The organism is Pseudomonas sp. DR48 (genome assembly GCF_019823085.1).
Classification (GTDB): Bacteria; Pseudomonadota; Gammaproteobacteria; order Pseudomonadales; family Pseudomonadaceae; genus Aquipseudomonas.
The window spans coordinates 1,124,675-1,141,078 of sequence record NZ_CP081946.1; the positions used below are offsets into that span (position 1 = coordinate 1,124,675).

Sequence of the window (16,404 nt, forward strand, 5' to 3'; positions counted from 1 at the left end):
ATCAGTTGACCGTGATCTGGCCAAGCGCCGGTTGCTGTTCCTGGGCCTGATGCTGTGGCGCATAGACCTGTGTGAAGCGCACCGGCGGCAGGTTGAACTGGCCTTTCTGCGAGAAGCGCACCAGATGACGCAGGCGCAACTCGCCGCTCAAGGCATCCACAGGAATCGCGTAAGCCATCTGCCCCGGCTCGAAACGTGCCTTCTCCAGCGCGGTCGGTTCGGTGCCGGCCTTGCCCATCAACTTGATACCCCAAGTGGTGCGCTCGACATCTGCACCAGGTGGCAGCGGCACTTCGATCATGCCGTAGCGCAGCGGTTTCGCGGCCTTGCTGGTGATGATCACTTCGTCCAGATAAAGGCTGTCGCTGGACAACGGTTTGCCACCTACCGCTTCAAGTTTGAAGTTGAAGGCTTCGTCGCCCGGCACCAGACGCGACAGGCGACGGGTGATGCTCACCGCCATCGGGTCAACCGGCGGCTGTTTGGTCTGGAAGCTCAATGCCGCCCCCAGCGGACGCTCTTGCGTTCCCACCAACGTTAGCACCGCAGGCACAGGCGTAGCACCCTGCCACGTCCAATACATCTCACCGGTAGCGCCGTACTGTTTCTTCCAGCCCTCGCCGGGCGCCAGTGCGATGGTCGGCGAAGCCTGTTCGATACCGCGTTGCAACCAGGTCAGCGCCAACGCACGCTCGAGTGTCGATTGCTGCGGCAGCAAACGTTGCAACAGCGCTTTCGCGTGAGCCTGATCGAAGGTTTGCAGCGACAGGTTCAGCGCCTCGGCAAACGGTTGAGAACTGACAGCCAGACGCTGCTGCGCATCAGGCAGTTGACGATTGAAGGCATCAGGCAGCGTCACCTTGGACTGGCGCGCCAGAGAGGCCGTCAACGCACGCGCTGCCGCCAGCCCCAGTGCCGAATCCGGATCGCTCATGACAATGCTGTCTTCGCCGTCCTCCATCAGGTTCGCCGCATTACCCTCGCCGGCTTTCGACAGGTCATCCATCAACCCACTGAGCAACGTGTTGACCGGCAATTGCATCTGCTTGGCGAACGACAGAATCAGTGCACGCTGCAACAGCGGGGTATTTTTCGCCTGCTTGGCATACACCTCCAGCACCCGCTGCCAATGCTCCGGTGGCAGGCTCAACTCCAGCGCTTTGCTGGCGTGCCAATCGGCGTAATAGGCGTACGCGGTGAGGAACGCATCCGGCTCACCGTCCATGCCCCACCAGGTGAAGCTCGCCGATGGCCCGGCCATTTGCACCAGGCGCAGACGGCTGTTTTGCATGATCAGGCGCAAGCGATCACGGATCTGCGGGTTCGAGGACAAGGCCGGATACGCGATGCTCAAGGGCAACAAACGGCTGGCCGTCTGCTCGACGCCGCCATACGGATAGCTCAGCAAATCGTCGAGCGCCGAGCGGAACAGCGCTTGCGGACTGTCATCCAGACGCAGGCGAATATCCGTAGCGTCCGCCGGCAGCGTCAGCGGCGTATCACCGCTGGCCACGTCCAGGCTTTGGCTTTGCGTGACCTGCCAGCCTTCACCGGTCGCGGTCAGTCGCACAGCCAGCGCATCGGCGGTTTTGCCGTCCTGCACCAGTTCAGCGGTCCACTCACCCGAGGCCAATGCAAACGCTGGCAGTGCGATGTAGTTGATGCCGTTGTTCAGGGTTACCGGCACACGTTGATCGGCGCCACCGTAATGGATGACCAGCTCGGCCTTGACCGGTTTTTCAGCCTGGCTAAACGCGAACACACCGAGATCCGGCTTGTCGCCCGTACGGAATTTGCTTGGGCCGCTCCACTTCAGGTACAGCGGTTTTTCCGAGCGCACGAATTGCTTCTTCTGCCCGACCTGGCCGTCATCGGCGATGGCTCGCGCGGTGATGCGCCAGCGGGTCAACGAGTCCGGCATCTTGAAGGTGAAACGGGTTTTACCACTGGCGTCGGTCACCAATTCAGGCTGCCACGCGGCAGTGTCGACGTCTTCGCGACGCGGCCGCTCCAGCACTTTCACGCCGCGCTCGCTGCGATTGGCTTTGCCCGGCGCACCCGGGCTACCCGGCAGCGCAACGTCGTAGCTGATGAACGACAAACTGGCACTGGTGCGCACGTTGTTGCGGCGCGGGTGGTAGAAGAACTGGTCGATGGTCGGTGCGACTTCCGGTTGCAGCGCGTAGATCATTTCGTCGACGACACTGACCGTCAGGTGCGCCGGAATCGGCTTGCCGGCGAACTGCGTGGTCAGGTCAACCGACACCGTATCGCCCGGCTGATACGTCTCTTTATCGGTGGCGATGGCCACGTCGATCTGCGGTGCGATCACCTTGATGCCGGCGTTCTGGAAGCTGTATTGACCGCCCTTGGTGTACAGCACCGAGAACGTCAGGTTCGGTGCGAAGGTGCTCTTCACCGGGATGCGCGCGCGGTATTGGGTGTCGCTGAGTTTTTCCATCTTCAGCCAGTCGCCGCCCTTGGACAGCAGCGCCGTGGCCTCAACCTTGTCCCGCTCCAGCGACAGCAATGCATCGCTGACAGGCTCGGGGAAGGTGATCAGCGCCAGGGCTTCATCGCCCGACGTGTATTCGGGTTTATCGAGGACGATTTCCACCGTGCCCGGCACGGCTTTGACGCCGTCGCCAGTGACTGAATGACCGGTCGCACCGACCACGCGGCCATGGTCATCCTTCAGCGTCAGGTTGTAGGTACCCGGACGTTCGAAGGCCAGCGTGAAGCCTTTATCCGCTGCGGCCAGTTTGCCTTCGCCGGTGCTCTGGTCTTCAAGACGCACCCAAGCGTAGCTGGCCGGTTTCACCGCTTTGCCTTGTTCGCTGCCGCCTTCATTCAGATAGCTGAACGTGACCTTGTCGCCCACCGCACTGAAGCGTTGCGGCGCACGCAGACTGAAACTCGCCGCGCCACGGTCGATGAGGATTTCCTTGGTGGTCTTGACCCGATACGCCGCGCCATCGCTGGCAAAAACCGTGAGCATGTAGCGGCTTGGTTTTTCAGCGGCGGGTAGCTCGAGGGTCGCGTTGCCCTTGGCGTCGGTGGTCAGTTCGGTGCTGGTCAGCTCTACCGGGAATTGCCCGAGGTATTGCAGTTCGTTGTCGACCATCGACAGTTGTTGAGCGCGCAGGCTCAGGCTCAACTTGGCGTTGGCCACCGGTTTGCCGTCCGGGTACAGCAGCACCAGGCTGCCTTTCACCGGCTCGCCAGTGCGGTAATCCTGCTTGGCCAGGTTCAAGGAAATTTCGAAGTGCGGCTTGATGTATTCGGCGACACGGAAGGCGCTGCTATAGGCCTGGTCCTTGTAGCTGAAACGCAGTTCGTAACCGCCGGCCACAGCGTTGTCCGGCAACTGGAAGCGACCTTGGGTGCCGGCCTTGGAATCGAGTTTCAGCGCCAGCGATTGCAGGGCGGTGCCGGTGGCGTCGAGCACGGTCACGTTGACGTCGGCAGCCGTCGGCGCCACGGAATCCCGGGCGTTCTTGAACTCGCGACCGACGATTTTCAGCGACACCCAATCCCCCGGCCGATACAGCGGCCGATCAGTAAAGGCATAGAGTTTGGTGTCGTAGATTTCGCTGTCGTAGTAGAAGTTTTCGGAGACAAACACCCCGCCCTCTTCGTCCTCGCCGATCACGAACGAACGCTCGGGGCTGACGTGTTTCAGACGCAGCAGACCATCGGCATCGGTAGCGCCGCTGCTCATGACGCCCAGGCCATCGGTCCACAGCACATTGACCTTGGGCACCGAACTGCCTTCGTGTTTGCGCGCGGCCCACACCAGCAATTCATCACCGGCAATCTTGCTCACGGCCACGGTATTGGAAACGAACACCATCGTTGTTGCGCGATACTTGCCGATCAGCGCTTCCACCAGATACAGGCCCGGTTTCAGGTTGCCCAATGGGATGTACACGTTGCCCGGCGCGACGCTGACGAACTCGCTGGACGAGCCGGCCAGGTTCACGCCCTCAGGCGGCTGGATCGGCTTGGCTTGCCACAGTGGATAACGGAACTGGGTGACCACCGGCAGGCCCGGGATCAAGGCGAATTGCGGCTGCGCATCGTAAGGCGTTGGCGCGGCAATCGCGTTGCCCATCTTCAGTTCCGGCACTTCTTCAGTGACTTGTTTACGCGACTCATAGGAAAACGCGCGCTGCATCACCCGGCGGGATTTGCGGTACCAGTTGTCCCACAGGTACGCGAGGGTGTTCGACAGGCCTTCGCCCTTGAACTGGCCGTCGCTGACCACACGGTGCAGGTTCTTCTGACGCTTGAGAAAATCCAGCGGCTTGTCGATCCGGTACACGCGAATATCCGCGCCACCGTAAGGCTCCATGCGGAAACGACGATAGTCACGGCCCGGCGCTTCGAGCCGCACCATCGCCTGTTCGTCGCTGGCGAAGCTGCTGTCGGCCAGCAGGAAGAAACTTTCACCGGCCACCGGCGTGTAGCCGCTGGGCTCGACGGTGTCTTCGGCGTTGACCGGCGTCAGCGGCAGAATCAGCGCCAGCAACAACGGCAGTTTCGAACAGATACGCAGCATGCGGGCACCGATCATTGGGAGAGAAAGTTCAGTCGATAGACGCCGATGAAGTTGGGGTTGGCTGCGTCGGGTATCCATCGGGTGTCCTTCCATGTCATGAGTTGCTGCAGGCTCGCGGATCGCATGCCGTTGTCAGTGGGGGTGGTGGTGCCGGTGTGATAGGCGATGTAGCGGCCCATCCAGATCATCAGGTGCTGGTCGTCGCCCTGATCGAAAAACATCAGGTCGCCGGGCCGGGCTTGCGCCACATCCCGACCGACCAGATGGCTGTTGAACTGAATCAGTTTGATCGCATTGACGTATGCCCCGACCTTGCCGCCGCCCTGTTGCCATTGCTGGGCGAGGCCGCGCTGGGCTTCGCTCAACTGCAATTCGGGCGGCAGGTAGCGGTTGGACAGCCCGTTGCTGCGCAGCCATTTGTCGTCATGGACTTTCAGCGCTTCGTTGGCGGCGAAACGCACAAGGCCGGCGCAGTCCTGCTGATACCAGCGCGGGCTCGGGCCTTGGGTCAGTTGCTCCTGGGCGATGCGCACGAACCAGGCCCGGAACACCTGGGATTGCTGCGGATCCAGCGCGGGTGCGTCACCGGCAAATGCACGGCTGCCCAGCAACATCGCCAGCAGGCCGAGGCCTCGGATGAGTGCGGTCACAGGGCTTTCCATTCCAGCGACAGCCATTGCCAGTGGCCATCGGGTTCGCTGCCTTCGGGCAAGGTCAGGGCATATTTGCCGTATCCGCCGAGCTTGCGCAGTTTCGGGATCAGGTAGGTTTGCGCGGCGTTGTAGAACACCGGTTCCATATCCTGCGGCAAGCTGTCGAGGGTTTCCTGTTGCATCAGCTGCGCCATCGAATCCGGGCCGAAGTAGACCGGCATCAGCAAATCCTTGGGCACAACGTCGGCCATCGGCGGGAAGCGTTTGTCGAGGGTGCCGAGGGCTTTGTCGACCAGCTTGTCGTCAAGGGAGAACAGCAACGTCGAACCGTGACGGGCCAGGCTCACGCGCATGAATGCCTTGCCGGTGATCGCGTCCGGTTGCTCGGCGTCCTTGGCCGCGTAAGGGCCGAAGTTGGAGCTGACCTGGCGCTGCCATTGGTGAGTGGTGCCTTCCTGCTTCTCGACCACTGGGAAGGCGTGGTCTGCAACATTGCCCTCGTAAGCGCCGACCATCGAACTGAACAGATTGCCCAGATCGCCGTCGAGCTTGGCGCTGTCATCATCATTCAGGCTGGCCACCAGCAGCGGCGTGTACAACCGCGAATCGGCGTACCAGCACAGGCCGGCAGCACCGGCCATGTGTTCGGTCAGCGCCTGAGCCACGGTTTCGTCGGCGCCGAGTTTCACCAGCAGCGGTTTCTGTTGTTCGGCGGCCAGAGGCAACGCGACGCAGGCGCTGGCGCCCATCGGCATGGCTTTCCAGATGGGTTTGAAATCGAAGTCTGGCTGCTTGTCCAGTTCATCCATGGCGAGGAAGCTGTGCCAGCCTTTGTCATCCATGTCGAAACGCAGACCGGCGAAGTTCGGGATGAAACGCTGGTAACCCATGGCCAACACACTGGCGTTGACCGAAAGACGTTGTTTCACCTCAGGCGCGCGGGGTGGCAGGCCAAACGCTTCGGGGAACAGTTTGTCGCCGTTGAGCAACGCGGCAATCGCCTTGGTCGAGACGCTGCCCGGTTCTTCGGAGGTGCCGCTTTCGGGGTCGTAGAGCTTGGTCGGATTGGACAGCACCACCAGTTTGTCGCCGTGGGAGGCGAACACCAGCGCCTTGCTGGCGTTGTAGGTGAGTTGATAAAGCGCCACGTCGTCGGTGCCGACTTTCACGTCACTCAGTTTGGTCAGTTGCGAATCATCCAGCGCCACTTTGGCCAACGGTTCCAGCACCTTGGCCAGTCCGCCGCGATCCATCACCAACAAAAAGTCTTTCAGACGACCGTCCGCCCCACGCCACAGCGCTACATCCGCCGGTTGATCGAAGAGCTGCTCGATCAGGCTGTCCTGCAATTTCAGGTCATGTTCGTAAATGATCCGCCGCAGACTGCCGATCAAGCCGAGGCGATCGGCGTGCGCTTCGTAATAGAAGACGAAATCTTCGGTCAGGGTTTCCTTGAGGAACGGCACCGCCAGCAAGTCCTTGGGCAATTGGCTCAAGGAGTGGGTTTCGAGCAGGCCGTCCGGGCGGCTCATGCCCAGTTTGTCGCTGGCCAGCTCGGCCGGTGGTGCCTTGGGCTTGTGCATGAACCAGCCCAATCCGCCTGCCACGCCAGCGACCAGGACCAGCCCGACCAGCACGGCCGGCCAGCGGCGGGAAGGTTTGGCGGCCGGTGCGTCAGCGGCAGGAGTCACAGTGTTATCGCTCATGTTCACAAAGCCCATTTCATCCGTGGAGCGGGATGCTTAATAGTTGAAAGTCTTGACCAGCAGCAGGTCACCGATCGCGCGCAGGGGCACGATGAAGGTCTCGCGTTTTTCGTCGACGGTGTTTTCGTTCAGCACCAGATTGATTTGCGAGGTGATGACCTCGTTCTGGTTGCTGGTCTCATCGAAGTTATAGCCTTCGCTGCCGAAGTTGCCCCAATAGTTCACGTAAACCAGATAAGTGCCATGCAGCGGCGCGGTCATGGTGAACATCTCCGGACCGGGGCCATCGACGCCATCCGGGTCCAGACCGCCGCCATTGGTCAGCGCCGTGTGGGCGAAAAACGCGTGTTGGCCGTCGGGGGTAATGATGTGCAGGTCGAGTTCGGCTTTCGGATCGTCCCAACCCAGCACCACGCGAATTCGTGCCGGGGTGCGCAGGCTGTTGGCTTCATAGAATTGAACACGCTTGAGCGACTTGCCTTCGGCGCTGCGCACTTCGACGCTGTTGGAACCCGCGCCGAACGCATACGGCCGGGCGAAACGCCCTTCGTCGTCGGTGTACAGATTCAGTGGATTGCCATTGACCGCCAGGGTGTGGGGCCCGCGTTGAGTGCCGATGGCTTTGAGCTGGCCTTCGATCATCGTGCGATTGCGCTGCACGCCCCGGTCGATGGGCGGTGTGGGATAAGCGACTTGAGGATTTTCACTGCGATCGAGCAGGCCGGAATAGCGCCAGCCGCCCACCGGTTCCGACACCTCGGCCGTCGGTTCGGCCCAGGCCGCGCTCGCGCAGACCAGCCCCATCACCAGCAAAAGAAATGAACGCATGAGACGCCTCCTGCCATGCATAACGAAACCTTGCGCCCGATCCTCGGCGCGTTACAGATCTAAAAACTGCGTTTCGTCAGAAAGACCCATGACTATCGGGTCGTAGAAGGCGCGAAGGTTAACGATTTGGTGGTTTTTTAACAATCGGATACATCTTTATTTGTGGCGGGAATCACGGTGAAAGCGAGGCATGAGCCGAATAGCGGAGTTATTCGGCTCACCAAATGAGCCGAATAGGACTATTATTCGGCTCATTCACCCTGGAGCACCCGGTTAATGGCACCTCACTGGATCTGGCAACAGCCCGATTGGCCCAATTTCAACTGGCACGCCGAGCGCCTGACGCCGTTGTTGCGCGAGTGCGTGCAGGCCCAAGGTCAGTTGATGGGCATGGCCAGTTCTGTGGGCCGCTCACTCAGCGCACAGACCGAACTGGATGCGTTGTTGCAGAACATCGTGACGTCTTCGGCTATCGAGGGTGAACAACTGAATGTTGGCTCGGTGCGTTCTTCACTGGCACGGCGTCTGGGCCTGGAAGCAGTCGATGGCGGTCAAGTCAGCCAACGCAGCGAAGGGCTGGCGCAATTGATGCTCGATGCCACTCAACACTTCGCCTCTCCCCTGACATTGGAGCGACTTTTGGCATGGCATGAATGGCTGTTCCCGGATCAGGACACAAACTTTGCCACTCGCTCTATCCATGTCGGTGCTTTACGCGGCGATGAGCCGATGCAAGTGGTGTCCGGGCGTATCGACAGACCCACCATTCACTTTCAAGCACCACCGCGCAAAGGACTGGAGCAGCAGCTGGACACCTTCCTCAACTGGTTTGAAGCCAGCCGGAGTCAGGTGGGGCTCGATCCTTTGTTGCGGGCAGGCATCGCACACTTCTGGTTCGTCACCCTGCACCCCTTCGATGATGGAAATGGACGACTGACGCGCACCATCACCGATCTGGCGTTGGCTCAGGGCGAAGCGCAGGCGATCCGTTTTTATGCAATGTCAGCGAGCATCCTTGAGGACCGCTCCGGCTATTACCGGGTGCTTGAGGCCAGCCAAAAAGCTACCGTGGATATCACGGATTGGCTGGAGTGGTTCCTGCAAACCCTGTTACGCAGCCTGCAACAGGCCATGACCCGGATTGAATCAGTGCTAGGCAAGGCGCGTTTCTGGCAGGCCCACCGCGAGTCCGTTTTGACGGCGGAGCAAACCAAAGTGCTGAATCGCTTGCTGGATGGCGGGGAGCGCGGTTTCGAGGAAGGCATCAGCGCTGCGCAGTATCAGGCGGTGGCAAAGGTGTCCAAGGCCACTGCCACTCGTCATCTGGCTGAATTGCTGGAGAAAGGCTATGTGAAGCGGCTTGCGGGGGGTGGGCGTAATACTCGATACCAGATCAGCTATCCCGAAAGCAGTGGCTGAAATGCCCCGCTCATTTGCCCATAACCCCCATGTCTGCTAGTGTCGCGCCGGTTTAACGTCAACCGGAAATAGCCGCCATGGCCCGCAAAAAAGCTGCACTGGATTTCGAACAATCTCTCGCTGACCTGCAAACGCTGGTGGAGCGTCTGGAGAACGGCGAACTGTCGCTGGAAGACTCGCTGACGGCTTTCGAGCAAGGCATCGGTCTGACCCGCGATTGCCAGGCGGCGCTGGCCCAGGCCGAGCAAAAGGTTCAAGTGCTGCTCGAGCGTGATGGCGAGTTGGCTGAGGAACCCTTCGACGCGGATCAGCCAGAATGATTGCAGCGTATTCGGCGACCAGCCAGGCCCGCGTCAACGCAGCACTGGAAACCCTGTTCAATCCGCCAGGCCCTGAGCTGGCGCGGCTTTACGAAGCCATGCGCTACAGCGTGATGAACGGCGGCAAACGCGTGCGTCCGCTGCTGGCCTATGCCGCCTGCGAGGCGCTGGGCGGCAAGGCTGAGCAAGCCAATGGCGCGGCGTGTGCAGTGGAGCTGATCCACGCCTATTCCCTAGTGCACGACGATTTGCCGGCGATGGACGACGACGATCTGCGCCGCGGCCAGCCGACTACGCACAAGAAATTCGATGAAGCCTGCGCGATTCTGGCCGGTGACGGCTTGCAGAGCCTGGCGTTCAGCGCCCTGCTCGACCCGCGCCTGAACGCTTCGGATGCTGAAATTCGACTGCAAATGGTCAGCGCGCTGGCGTTGGCAGCAGGCCCAGCGGGCATGGTCGGCGGTCAAGCCATCGACCTTGGTTCGGTCGGTCTGAAACTCGATCAGAAAGCCCTCGAATACATGCATCGGCACAAGACCGGCGCGCTGATCGAGGTCAGCGTCAAGCTCGGCGCCCTGGCCAGCGGTCGTGCCGAGAAAGACGAACTGAAGTCCCTGCAGACTTATGCACAGGCCATCGGTCTGGCTTTTCAGGTGCAGGACGACATACTCGACGTCGAAAGCGATACCGAAACCCTCGGCAAGCGCCAGGGCGCCGACATTGCGCGTGACAAACCGACCTACCCGGCCTTGCTCGGCCTCGACGCGGCCAAGGCCTACGCCCTGGAACTGCGCGATCAGGCCCTGCACGCGCTGCGACCGTTTGACGCGGCCGCCGAGCCACTGCGCGACCTGGCCAGGTACATCGTCGAGCGTCGCAGCTGACGGCGTATCCGCCAAGTTAAAACCAACGCGTGGGCAGGGGGCGATGCATCAGGTAAACTGCCGCATCTTTTATACCTATAACGATTCGCCTGATGCCCACGACGTTTCATGAGATTCCCCGCAAGCGCCCGACCACGCCCCTGCTCGACCGTGCCAACACGCCGGACGGCCTGCGCCGGTTAGGCGAAGCCGAGCTGGAAACCCTGGCCGATGAGTTGCGCCTGGAATTGCTCTACACGGTCGGTCAGACCGGTGGGCATTTCGGTGCAGGCCTGGGCGTCATCGAACTGACCATTGCGTTGCATTACGTCTTCGACACCCCCGACGACCGGCTGGTGTGGGACGTGGGTCATCAGGCCTATCCGCACAAGATCCTCACTGGCCGTCGCGAGCGCATGAGCACCCTGCGCCAGAAGGACGGCGTCGCCGCCTTCCCGCGCCGCTCCGAGAGCGAGTACGACACCTTTGGCGTCGGCCATTCCAGCACCTCGATCAGTGCAGCGTTGGGCATGGCCATTGCCGCCCGCCTGCAGAACAGTGATCGCAAGGCCATCGCCGTGATCGGCGACGGTGCGTTGACTGCCGGCATGGCCTTCGAGGCGCTGAACCATGCGCCGGAAGTGAACGCCAACATGCTGGTGATCCTCAACGACAACGACATGTCGATCTCGCGCAATGTCGGCGGCTTGTCGAACTATCTGGCGAAGATTCTTTCCAGCCGCACTTACGCAAGCATGCGCGAGGGCAGTAAAAAGGTCCTCTCACGCCTGCCCGGCGCCTGGGAAATCGCCCGTCGCACAGAAGAATACGCAAAAGGCATGCTGGTCCCCGGCACGCTGTTCGAAGAGCTGGGCTGGAACTACATCGGCCCGATCGATGGTCACGACCTGCCGACCCTGATCGCCACCCTGCGCAACATGCGCGATCTCAAAGGCCCGCAGTTCCTGCACGTGGTCACCAAGAAAGGCAAAGGCTTCGCCCCGGCGGAAGTCGATCCGATCGGTTACCACGCCATCACCAAGCTCGAACCTTTGGACGCTCCGGCGGCCGCACCGAAAAAAGCCAGCGGGCCGAAGTATTCCGGTGTGTTCGGCGAATGGCTGTGCGACATGGCTGCCGCCGACCCGCGCCTGGTGGGCATCACCCCGGCGATGAAGGAAGGTTCCGATCTGGTGGCCTTCAGCGAGCGTTTCCCGCTGCGCTACTTCGACGTGGCGATTGCCGAGCAGCACGCGGTGACCTTCGCCGCCGGCATGGCCTGTGAAGGCGCAAAACCGGTGGTGGCGATCTATTCGACATTCCTGCAACGCGGTTACGACCAACTGATCCATGACGTCGCCGTGCAAAACCTCGACGTATTGTTCGCCATCGACCGCGCCGGTCTGGTGGGCGAAGACGGACCGACGCACGCGGGCAGCTTCGACCTGTCGTTCCTGCGCTGCATCCCCGGCATGCTGGTGATGACCCCGAGCGACGAAAACGAACTGCGCAAAATGCTCACCACCGGCCACCTGTTCAATGGCCCGGCGGCGGTGCGTTACCCACGTGGATCCGGTCCGAATGCAACGATCGAGAAAAACCTTGAGCCGATCGAGATCGGCAAAGGCGTGGTTCGTCGTCAGGGCAGCAAAGTCGCCCTGCTGGTGTTTGGCGTGCAATTGGCCGAAGCGCTGAAAGTCGCTGAGACGCTGGATGCAACCGTGGTCGACATGCGTTTTGTCAAACCGCTGGACGAAGCACTGGTTCGTGAAATGGCCGGCAGCCATGAATTGCTGGTCACCGTCGAAGAGAACGCGATCATGGGCGGCGCCGGTGGCGCGGTCAGCGAGTTCCTCGCCCGGGAAAACATCCTCAAGTCGATGCTGCATCTGGGCTTGCCGGACAGCTACGTCGAACACGCCAAGCCTGCGCAAATGCTGGCTGAGTGCGGACTGGATGAGGCAGGGATCGAAGCGTCCATTCGTCAGCGCCTGCATCTGCTAAATATTTAAACGCATCACCCTGTGGGAGCGAGCTTGCTCGCGATGACGGACTGACAGTCGACACATTTGTTGACTGACACACCGCCATCGCGAGCAAGCCCGCTCCCACAGTGGTTTCTATACCTTTCAAAATTTGTGTTCGCTTTAAAGCGCCAACGGACTGCCCAATGAAACTCTCCCCCCTCGCCCTGACGCTGACGCTTCTGCCGGCCGGCCCACTGCTGGCCGACACGTTCGAACGTGACGAGGCCCTGAAGCTGCCCGACATTCTGATCAGCGCCAACCGTCAGGTCGAAGCGCGCAACGACAGCAGCGCCGCCAATACCGTGTTCACCCGCGAGGACATCGACCGCCTGCAACCGGTCAGCGTCACTGACTTGCTCAGTCGCGTGCCTGGCGTGCAAGTCGCACAAACCGGCGGGCGCGGCAGTCTGCCGGGGATTTACATTCGCGGCACAAACTCGGCGCAAAGCCTGGTGTTGGTGGACGGCCAACGGATTGGCAACTCGACGTCTGGCGACAGCAACCTGCAACACATCAATATCGAACAGGTCGAGCGCGTGGAAGTGTTGCGTGGCTCGCGCTCGGTGATTTACGGCAGCGATGCGATTGGCGGGGTGATTCAGATTTTCACCCGCCGTGGCGGCGAACCGGGCTTGCAGCCACGAATGCACGTCGGATTTGGTAGCCATCAAACGTGGGAACGTAGCCTCGGCGTGTCAGGCGGCGATGACAAAACCCGTTTCAACCTTGGCACCAGTCTCGATGAAAGCGCCGGGATCAATCGCACTCACGAGTCGTATCCCAGCGACGGCGATCACGACGAGTACCGCAATAAGTCGCTCAGCCTGAGCCTGAGCCACGCCCTAACCGATGACATCGAAATCGGCGCCAACATCCTCGATAACCGCGGTAAAAGCGAGTTCGACAATCCGTTCGGGCGCTTCGACACGAATACCTTCGAATCGGTGCAACAGCAGCCTTACAGCGATTTTGACGTCAGCAGCATCAGCAGTTACGTCGATGCCCGGGTTAACGACCGCTGGAAAACCCGCGTCGAATTCGGCCACAGCGAAAACCGCGAAAAGACCTTCGACAAGCTTAGCGACGAGCGCAGCGTGTTCAACACCTACCGTGATTCGGTGAACTGGCAGAACGACCTGACGCTCGACGAGCGCAACAGCCTGATCCTCGGCGGCGACTGGTACGAAGACCGGATCAACAGCAGCACACCTTTCGACGAGGACAGCCGCTGGAACCGTGCGGTGTTTATCCAGCATCGCTACCAGTCGGACAGTTTCTCCACGGAACTGGGCCTGCGCCGGGACCAGAACCAGCAGTTCGGTGGGCAGAACAGCTGGAGTGGCACTTTTACCCTGCCGCTGAACCCGGACAACGACGTGCTGTTGACCTACAGCGAAGGCTTTCGCGCACCAACCTTCAATGACCTGTATTACCCGGATTTCAGTAACCCGGAGCTCAAGCCCGAAACCTCGAAGAGCTATGAGCTGCAATGGCGCAGCCAGTTGACCGACAGCAGCCGACTGGAAACCTCGCTGTACCGCACAAACCTCGAAGACGCGATTATTTTTGGCAGCAATTCTCGCCCGCAGAACGTGGCTTCGGCGCGGATCAACGGTTTTGAAGCGGCGCTGAAACAAGACCTGTTCGGCTGGCAGAGCAGCCTTGGCGTGGCGATCATCGACCCGCGAGATCGCGACAGCGGTCACACCCTGGCTCGTCGCGCGCGGCGCACGTTGAGCCTGGATCTGGATCGGCAGTTTGACCGGCTCGGGCTCGGCGCCACTTGGCAGGCGGTGAGCAGCAGTTATGACGACCAGGACAATCAGCAAGCCCTGGGCGGGTACGCATTGCTCGGGTTGCGCAGTAGCTGGGAACTCAATCGCGCAATCAAACTTGAGCTGAAGGTCGATAACCTGCTGGACAAGGGTTACAGCCGGGCGCTGTACAGCCATGAGGGCAGTCAGTATGGGTATCGCGAGGAAGGACGGGCGTGGATGTTCGGGGTGACCTGGACGCCCGAAATCTGATCTGGAATGTGTAGCGGCTGCACTGACCTCATCGCGGGCAAGCCCGCTCCCACAGGGTTTGCGTGATCCCTGTGGGAGCGGGCTTGCCCGCGATGAATACGCCTCGGTCTCAGCGGTCCGGCGCGATCAACTGGCAGAGTTTGGCGGTCGCTTCGATCATCTGCCCACTCGGTCGTTCAAGGCCCTTGTCCGCGACTAACAGCAATTGCCCCTGCACCACCGCCGCGACCTGCGGCCAGGCCTTCCACGCATTCAGCTGCGCCTGGTCGCTGGCCAGAATCACCTCGGGATTGCGCTGCAATACCGCTTCGACACTGACTTGTGGCGCCGGCAACGTCAGGTCCGAGAACACATTACGCGCGCCACACACGTCAAGCGCATCGCTGATGATCTGCCCGCCGCCAACGGTATACAGCGGCCGATCCCACACCTGATAAAACACCCGTAACGGCTCGTCCCGACGATAGCGCTGGCGCAAGGCGGCCAGTCGCTGACGCAACGCTGTGGCCAATGAAACGCCACGCTCAGGCCGGCCGAGCTGCGCGGCAATCGCTTCAATCTGCGCGGTCAGTTGCCCGAGGTTGTGCGGTTCGGCGATATAGGTGGGGATATTCAGTCGCTTGAGCTGGTCACGCTGGGCCGGACCCACACTGCCCGGCCATAGCAGCAATAAATCGGGCTTTAGGCTGAGCAACCGCTCCATGTCCAACTGGCCGTAGCGGCCAACGGATGGAAGACCGTCGAGTTCGGCAGGACGCTCACCGGCATCCAATACGCCGACCAGAAGGTCCGCCGAGTTCAATTCGACAACGATTTCAGAAAGTGACGGCGCAAGACTGACAACCCGCAAGGCCGCGAATGCCGAGCCGCTGACGGCCAGCAGCAACACCGCCAGCCAGACACGAACCATCAGCCGAGTTGACGCGGGATACGGTAGAGGTAGAACAACACCGTGGTCGACAACGCGAGCAGCACCAATGGCACCGCTTCGAGGCCGACGAACACCGCCAGCGCGCCGATCCAGGCCGGCAGCGCAGCCGCCAGGAACGCAACGCGGCGCTTGGCCGCCAGGGCGATCCAGGCTGCGGGTTCTTCAGGGGTGTCGAGGGCTTTCTGGGTGGCGATCAGGGCGTGTTTGTAGCCACCGAAAAACTTCAGGCTGACGAACATCGAGGCCACGCCAGCAATGAACAATGGCATCGCCAGCACCGGCAGGATCGCCTCGCTTTGACCGAATACGCCATTGATCACGAACAGCGGCAGCAAGGCCAGGGCCAGATACTGCCACCAGTTGAAAGACAGCCGCCGCCGAACCTGCCCGCGCGTCACGCCCGGTCTGCCTCGCCCTGATGCTCGTTGCCCATCATGTGGTCGAGCTTGCTGGCCTTGGTGGCCAGGTAGAGTTTGTTGTGCGGATTATGGCCGGTGTGCAGCGGCACGCGCTCGGCGACGACGATACCCATGTCGGTCAATGCTTTGACCTTGCGTGGGTTGTTGGTCATCAGGCGCAGGGATTTCACGCCCAGGTGCTCCAGCATCGGCAGGCACATGGCGTAATCGCGCTGGTCGGCGGCAAAGCCCAGACGCTCGTTGGCTTCAACGGTGTCGGCGCCGCCGTCCTGCAATTCATAGGCACGGATCTTGTTCAACAGGCCAATGCCCCGGCCTTCCTGACGCAGGTAAAGCAGAACGCCGCGCCCTTCACGGGCGATGGCCTGCAACGCGGCCTCAAGTTGCGAGCCGCAGTCGCAACGCTGGCTGAACAAGGCATCGCCAGTCAGGCATTCGGAGTGCAACCGGCCGAGTACCGGGGCACCATCGTCGAACTCACCCAGGCTCAACACAACGTGCTCGCGCCCGTTTTCTTCATCGAGAAAGCCGTGCATGGTGAATTGCGCAAAAGGCGTTGGCAGCTTGGAAGCGGCGACAAAAACGACAGGCACCGGTGTGCTCCTGATCAAAAGTACTGGAGATTCGCAGACGCGGCATTGTAACAGCAC

12 protein-coding genes are annotated in these 16,404 nt (G+C 61.1%); 5 read left to right on the plus strand and 7 right to left on the minus strand.

Annotation, left to right across the window (positions count from 1 at the left end; all coding sequences use genetic code 11):
• Position 1 precedes the first annotated feature (1 nt).
• Genes K5K95_RS05160 through K5K95_RS05175 form a run of 4 tightly spaced genes read right to left on the minus strand, consistent with a single transcriptional unit; the run spans position 2 to position 7,748 of the window.
• The gene (locus K5K95_RS05160; RefSeq protein ID WP_222588629.1) at positions 2-4,576 is read right to left on the minus strand and encodes an alpha-2-macroglobulin family protein; all 4,575 of its coding nucleotides are present in this window, start codon (positions 4,574-4,576) and stop codon (positions 2-4) included.
• Positions 4,573-5,223 (minus strand): DUF1175 domain-containing protein, encoded by a 651-nt coding sequence (locus K5K95_RS05165; protein WP_222588630.1) that lies wholly within the window; start codon positions 5,221-5,223, stop codon positions 4,573-4,575. The genes K5K95_RS05160 and K5K95_RS05165 overlap by 4 nt, the downstream gene beginning before the upstream one ends.
• Positions 5,208-6,920: a DUF2138 domain-containing protein gene (locus K5K95_RS05170; protein WP_222588631.1), complete on the minus strand. Its 1,713-nt coding sequence runs from the start codon at positions 6,918-6,920 to the stop codon at positions 5,208-5,210. Before K5K95_RS05170 ends, K5K95_RS05165 begins: the two co-directional genes overlap by 16 nt.
• Before the next feature lie 36 nt (positions 6,921-6,956).
• Positions 6,957-7,748 carry a YfaP family protein gene (locus K5K95_RS05175; protein ID WP_222588632.1) on the minus strand — a complete coding sequence of 264 codons (792 nt, stop codon included), beginning with the start codon at positions 7,746-7,748 and terminating at the stop codon, positions 6,957-6,959.
• Between the two features lie 276 nt (positions 7,749-8,024).
• Between K5K95_RS05175 and K5K95_RS05180 the strand changes: the two genes are divergently transcribed.
• From K5K95_RS05180 to K5K95_RS05200, 5 genes are all read left to right on the plus strand, one after another.
• Complete coding sequence (locus K5K95_RS05180; protein ID WP_222588633.1) at positions 8,025-9,167, plus strand: Fic family protein; 1,143 nt, start codon at positions 8,025-8,027, stop codon at positions 9,165-9,167.
• Between the two features lie 77 nt (positions 9,168-9,244).
• Positions 9,245-9,487 (plus strand): exodeoxyribonuclease VII small subunit, encoded by a 243-nt coding sequence (locus tag K5K95_RS05185; RefSeq protein WP_007894317.1) that lies wholly within the window; start codon positions 9,245-9,247, stop codon positions 9,485-9,487.
• Entirely contained in the window at positions 9,484-10,371 is an 888-nt protein-coding gene (gene ispA, locus K5K95_RS05190) for a (2E,6E)-farnesyl diphosphate synthase (RefSeq protein WP_222588634.1), read from the plus strand. Before K5K95_RS05185 ends, ispA begins: the two co-directional genes overlap by 4 nt.
• Positions 10,372-10,463: 92 nt before the next feature.
• Positions 10,464-12,362 carry a 1-deoxy-D-xylulose-5-phosphate synthase gene (gene dxs / locus K5K95_RS05195; RefSeq protein WP_222588635.1) on the plus strand — a complete coding sequence of 633 codons (1,899 nt, stop codon included), beginning with the start codon at positions 10,464-10,466 and terminating at the stop codon, positions 12,360-12,362.
• Between the two features lie 158 nt (positions 12,363-12,520).
• A complete protein-coding gene (locus K5K95_RS05200) occupies positions 12,521-14,404 on the plus strand; it encodes a TonB-dependent receptor domain-containing protein (protein WP_222588636.1) in 1,884 nt (627 codons plus the stop codon).
• A 109-nt stretch (positions 14,405-14,513) separates the two neighbouring features.
• Here the strand turns inward: K5K95_RS05200 and K5K95_RS05205 are convergent, their stop codons facing one another.
• The 3 genes from K5K95_RS05205 to ribA are packed head-to-tail and all read right to left on the minus strand — an operon-like array spanning position 14,514 to position 16,347.
• Positions 14,514-15,314: a cobalamin-binding protein gene (locus K5K95_RS05205; protein ID WP_222588637.1), complete on the minus strand. Its 801-nt coding sequence runs from the start codon at positions 15,312-15,314 to the stop codon at positions 14,514-14,516.
• On the minus strand, positions 15,314-15,733 hold the full coding sequence (locus tag K5K95_RS05210) for an MFS transporter (RefSeq protein ID WP_090179353.1): 420 nt from the start codon (positions 15,731-15,733) through the stop codon (positions 15,314-15,316). Before K5K95_RS05210 ends, K5K95_RS05205 begins: the two co-directional genes overlap by 1 nt.
• Positions 15,730-16,347: a GTP cyclohydrolase II gene (ribA, locus tag K5K95_RS05215; RefSeq protein ID WP_045057501.1), complete on the minus strand. Its 618-nt coding sequence runs from the start codon at positions 16,345-16,347 to the stop codon at positions 15,730-15,732. Before ribA ends, K5K95_RS05210 begins: the two co-directional genes overlap by 4 nt.
• Positions 16,348-16,404 lie beyond the last annotated feature (57 nt).

What these genes read in the sequence shown, in the direction of transcription:
- K5K95_RS05160 (WP_222588629.1), bottom strand. Translation starts at nt 4,576, where the DNA reads ATGATCGGTGCCCGCATGCTGCGTATCTGTTCGAAACTGCCGTTGTTG.
- K5K95_RS05165 (WP_222588630.1), bottom strand. Translation starts at nt 5,223, where the DNA reads ATGGAAAGCCCTGTGACCGCACTCATCCGAGGCCTCGGCCTGCTGGCG.
- K5K95_RS05170 (WP_222588631.1), bottom strand. Translation starts at nt 6,920, where the DNA reads ATGAGCGATAACACTGTGACTCCTGCCGCTGACGCACCGGCCGCCAAA.
- K5K95_RS05175 (WP_222588632.1), bottom strand. Translation starts at nt 7,748, where the DNA reads ATGCGTTCATTTCTTTTGCTGGTGATGGGGCTGGTCTGCGCGAGCGCG.
- K5K95_RS05180 (WP_222588633.1), top strand. Translation starts at nt 8,025, where the DNA reads ATGGCACCTCACTGGATCTGGCAACAGCCCGATTGGCCCAATTTCAAC.
- K5K95_RS05185 (WP_007894317.1), top strand. Translation starts at nt 9,245, where the DNA reads ATGGCCCGCAAAAAAGCTGCACTGGATTTCGAACAATCTCTCGCTGAC.
- ispA (WP_222588634.1), top strand. Translation starts at nt 9,484, where the DNA reads ATGATTGCAGCGTATTCGGCGACCAGCCAGGCCCGCGTCAACGCAGCA.
- dxs (WP_222588635.1), top strand. Translation starts at nt 10,464, where the DNA reads ATGCCCACGACGTTTCATGAGATTCCCCGCAAGCGCCCGACCACGCCC.
- K5K95_RS05200 (WP_222588636.1), top strand. Translation starts at nt 12,521, where the DNA reads ATGAAACTCTCCCCCCTCGCCCTGACGCTGACGCTTCTGCCGGCCGGC.
- K5K95_RS05205 (WP_222588637.1), bottom strand. Translation starts at nt 15,314, where the DNA reads ATGGTTCGTGTCTGGCTGGCGGTGTTGCTGCTGGCCGTCAGCGGCTCG.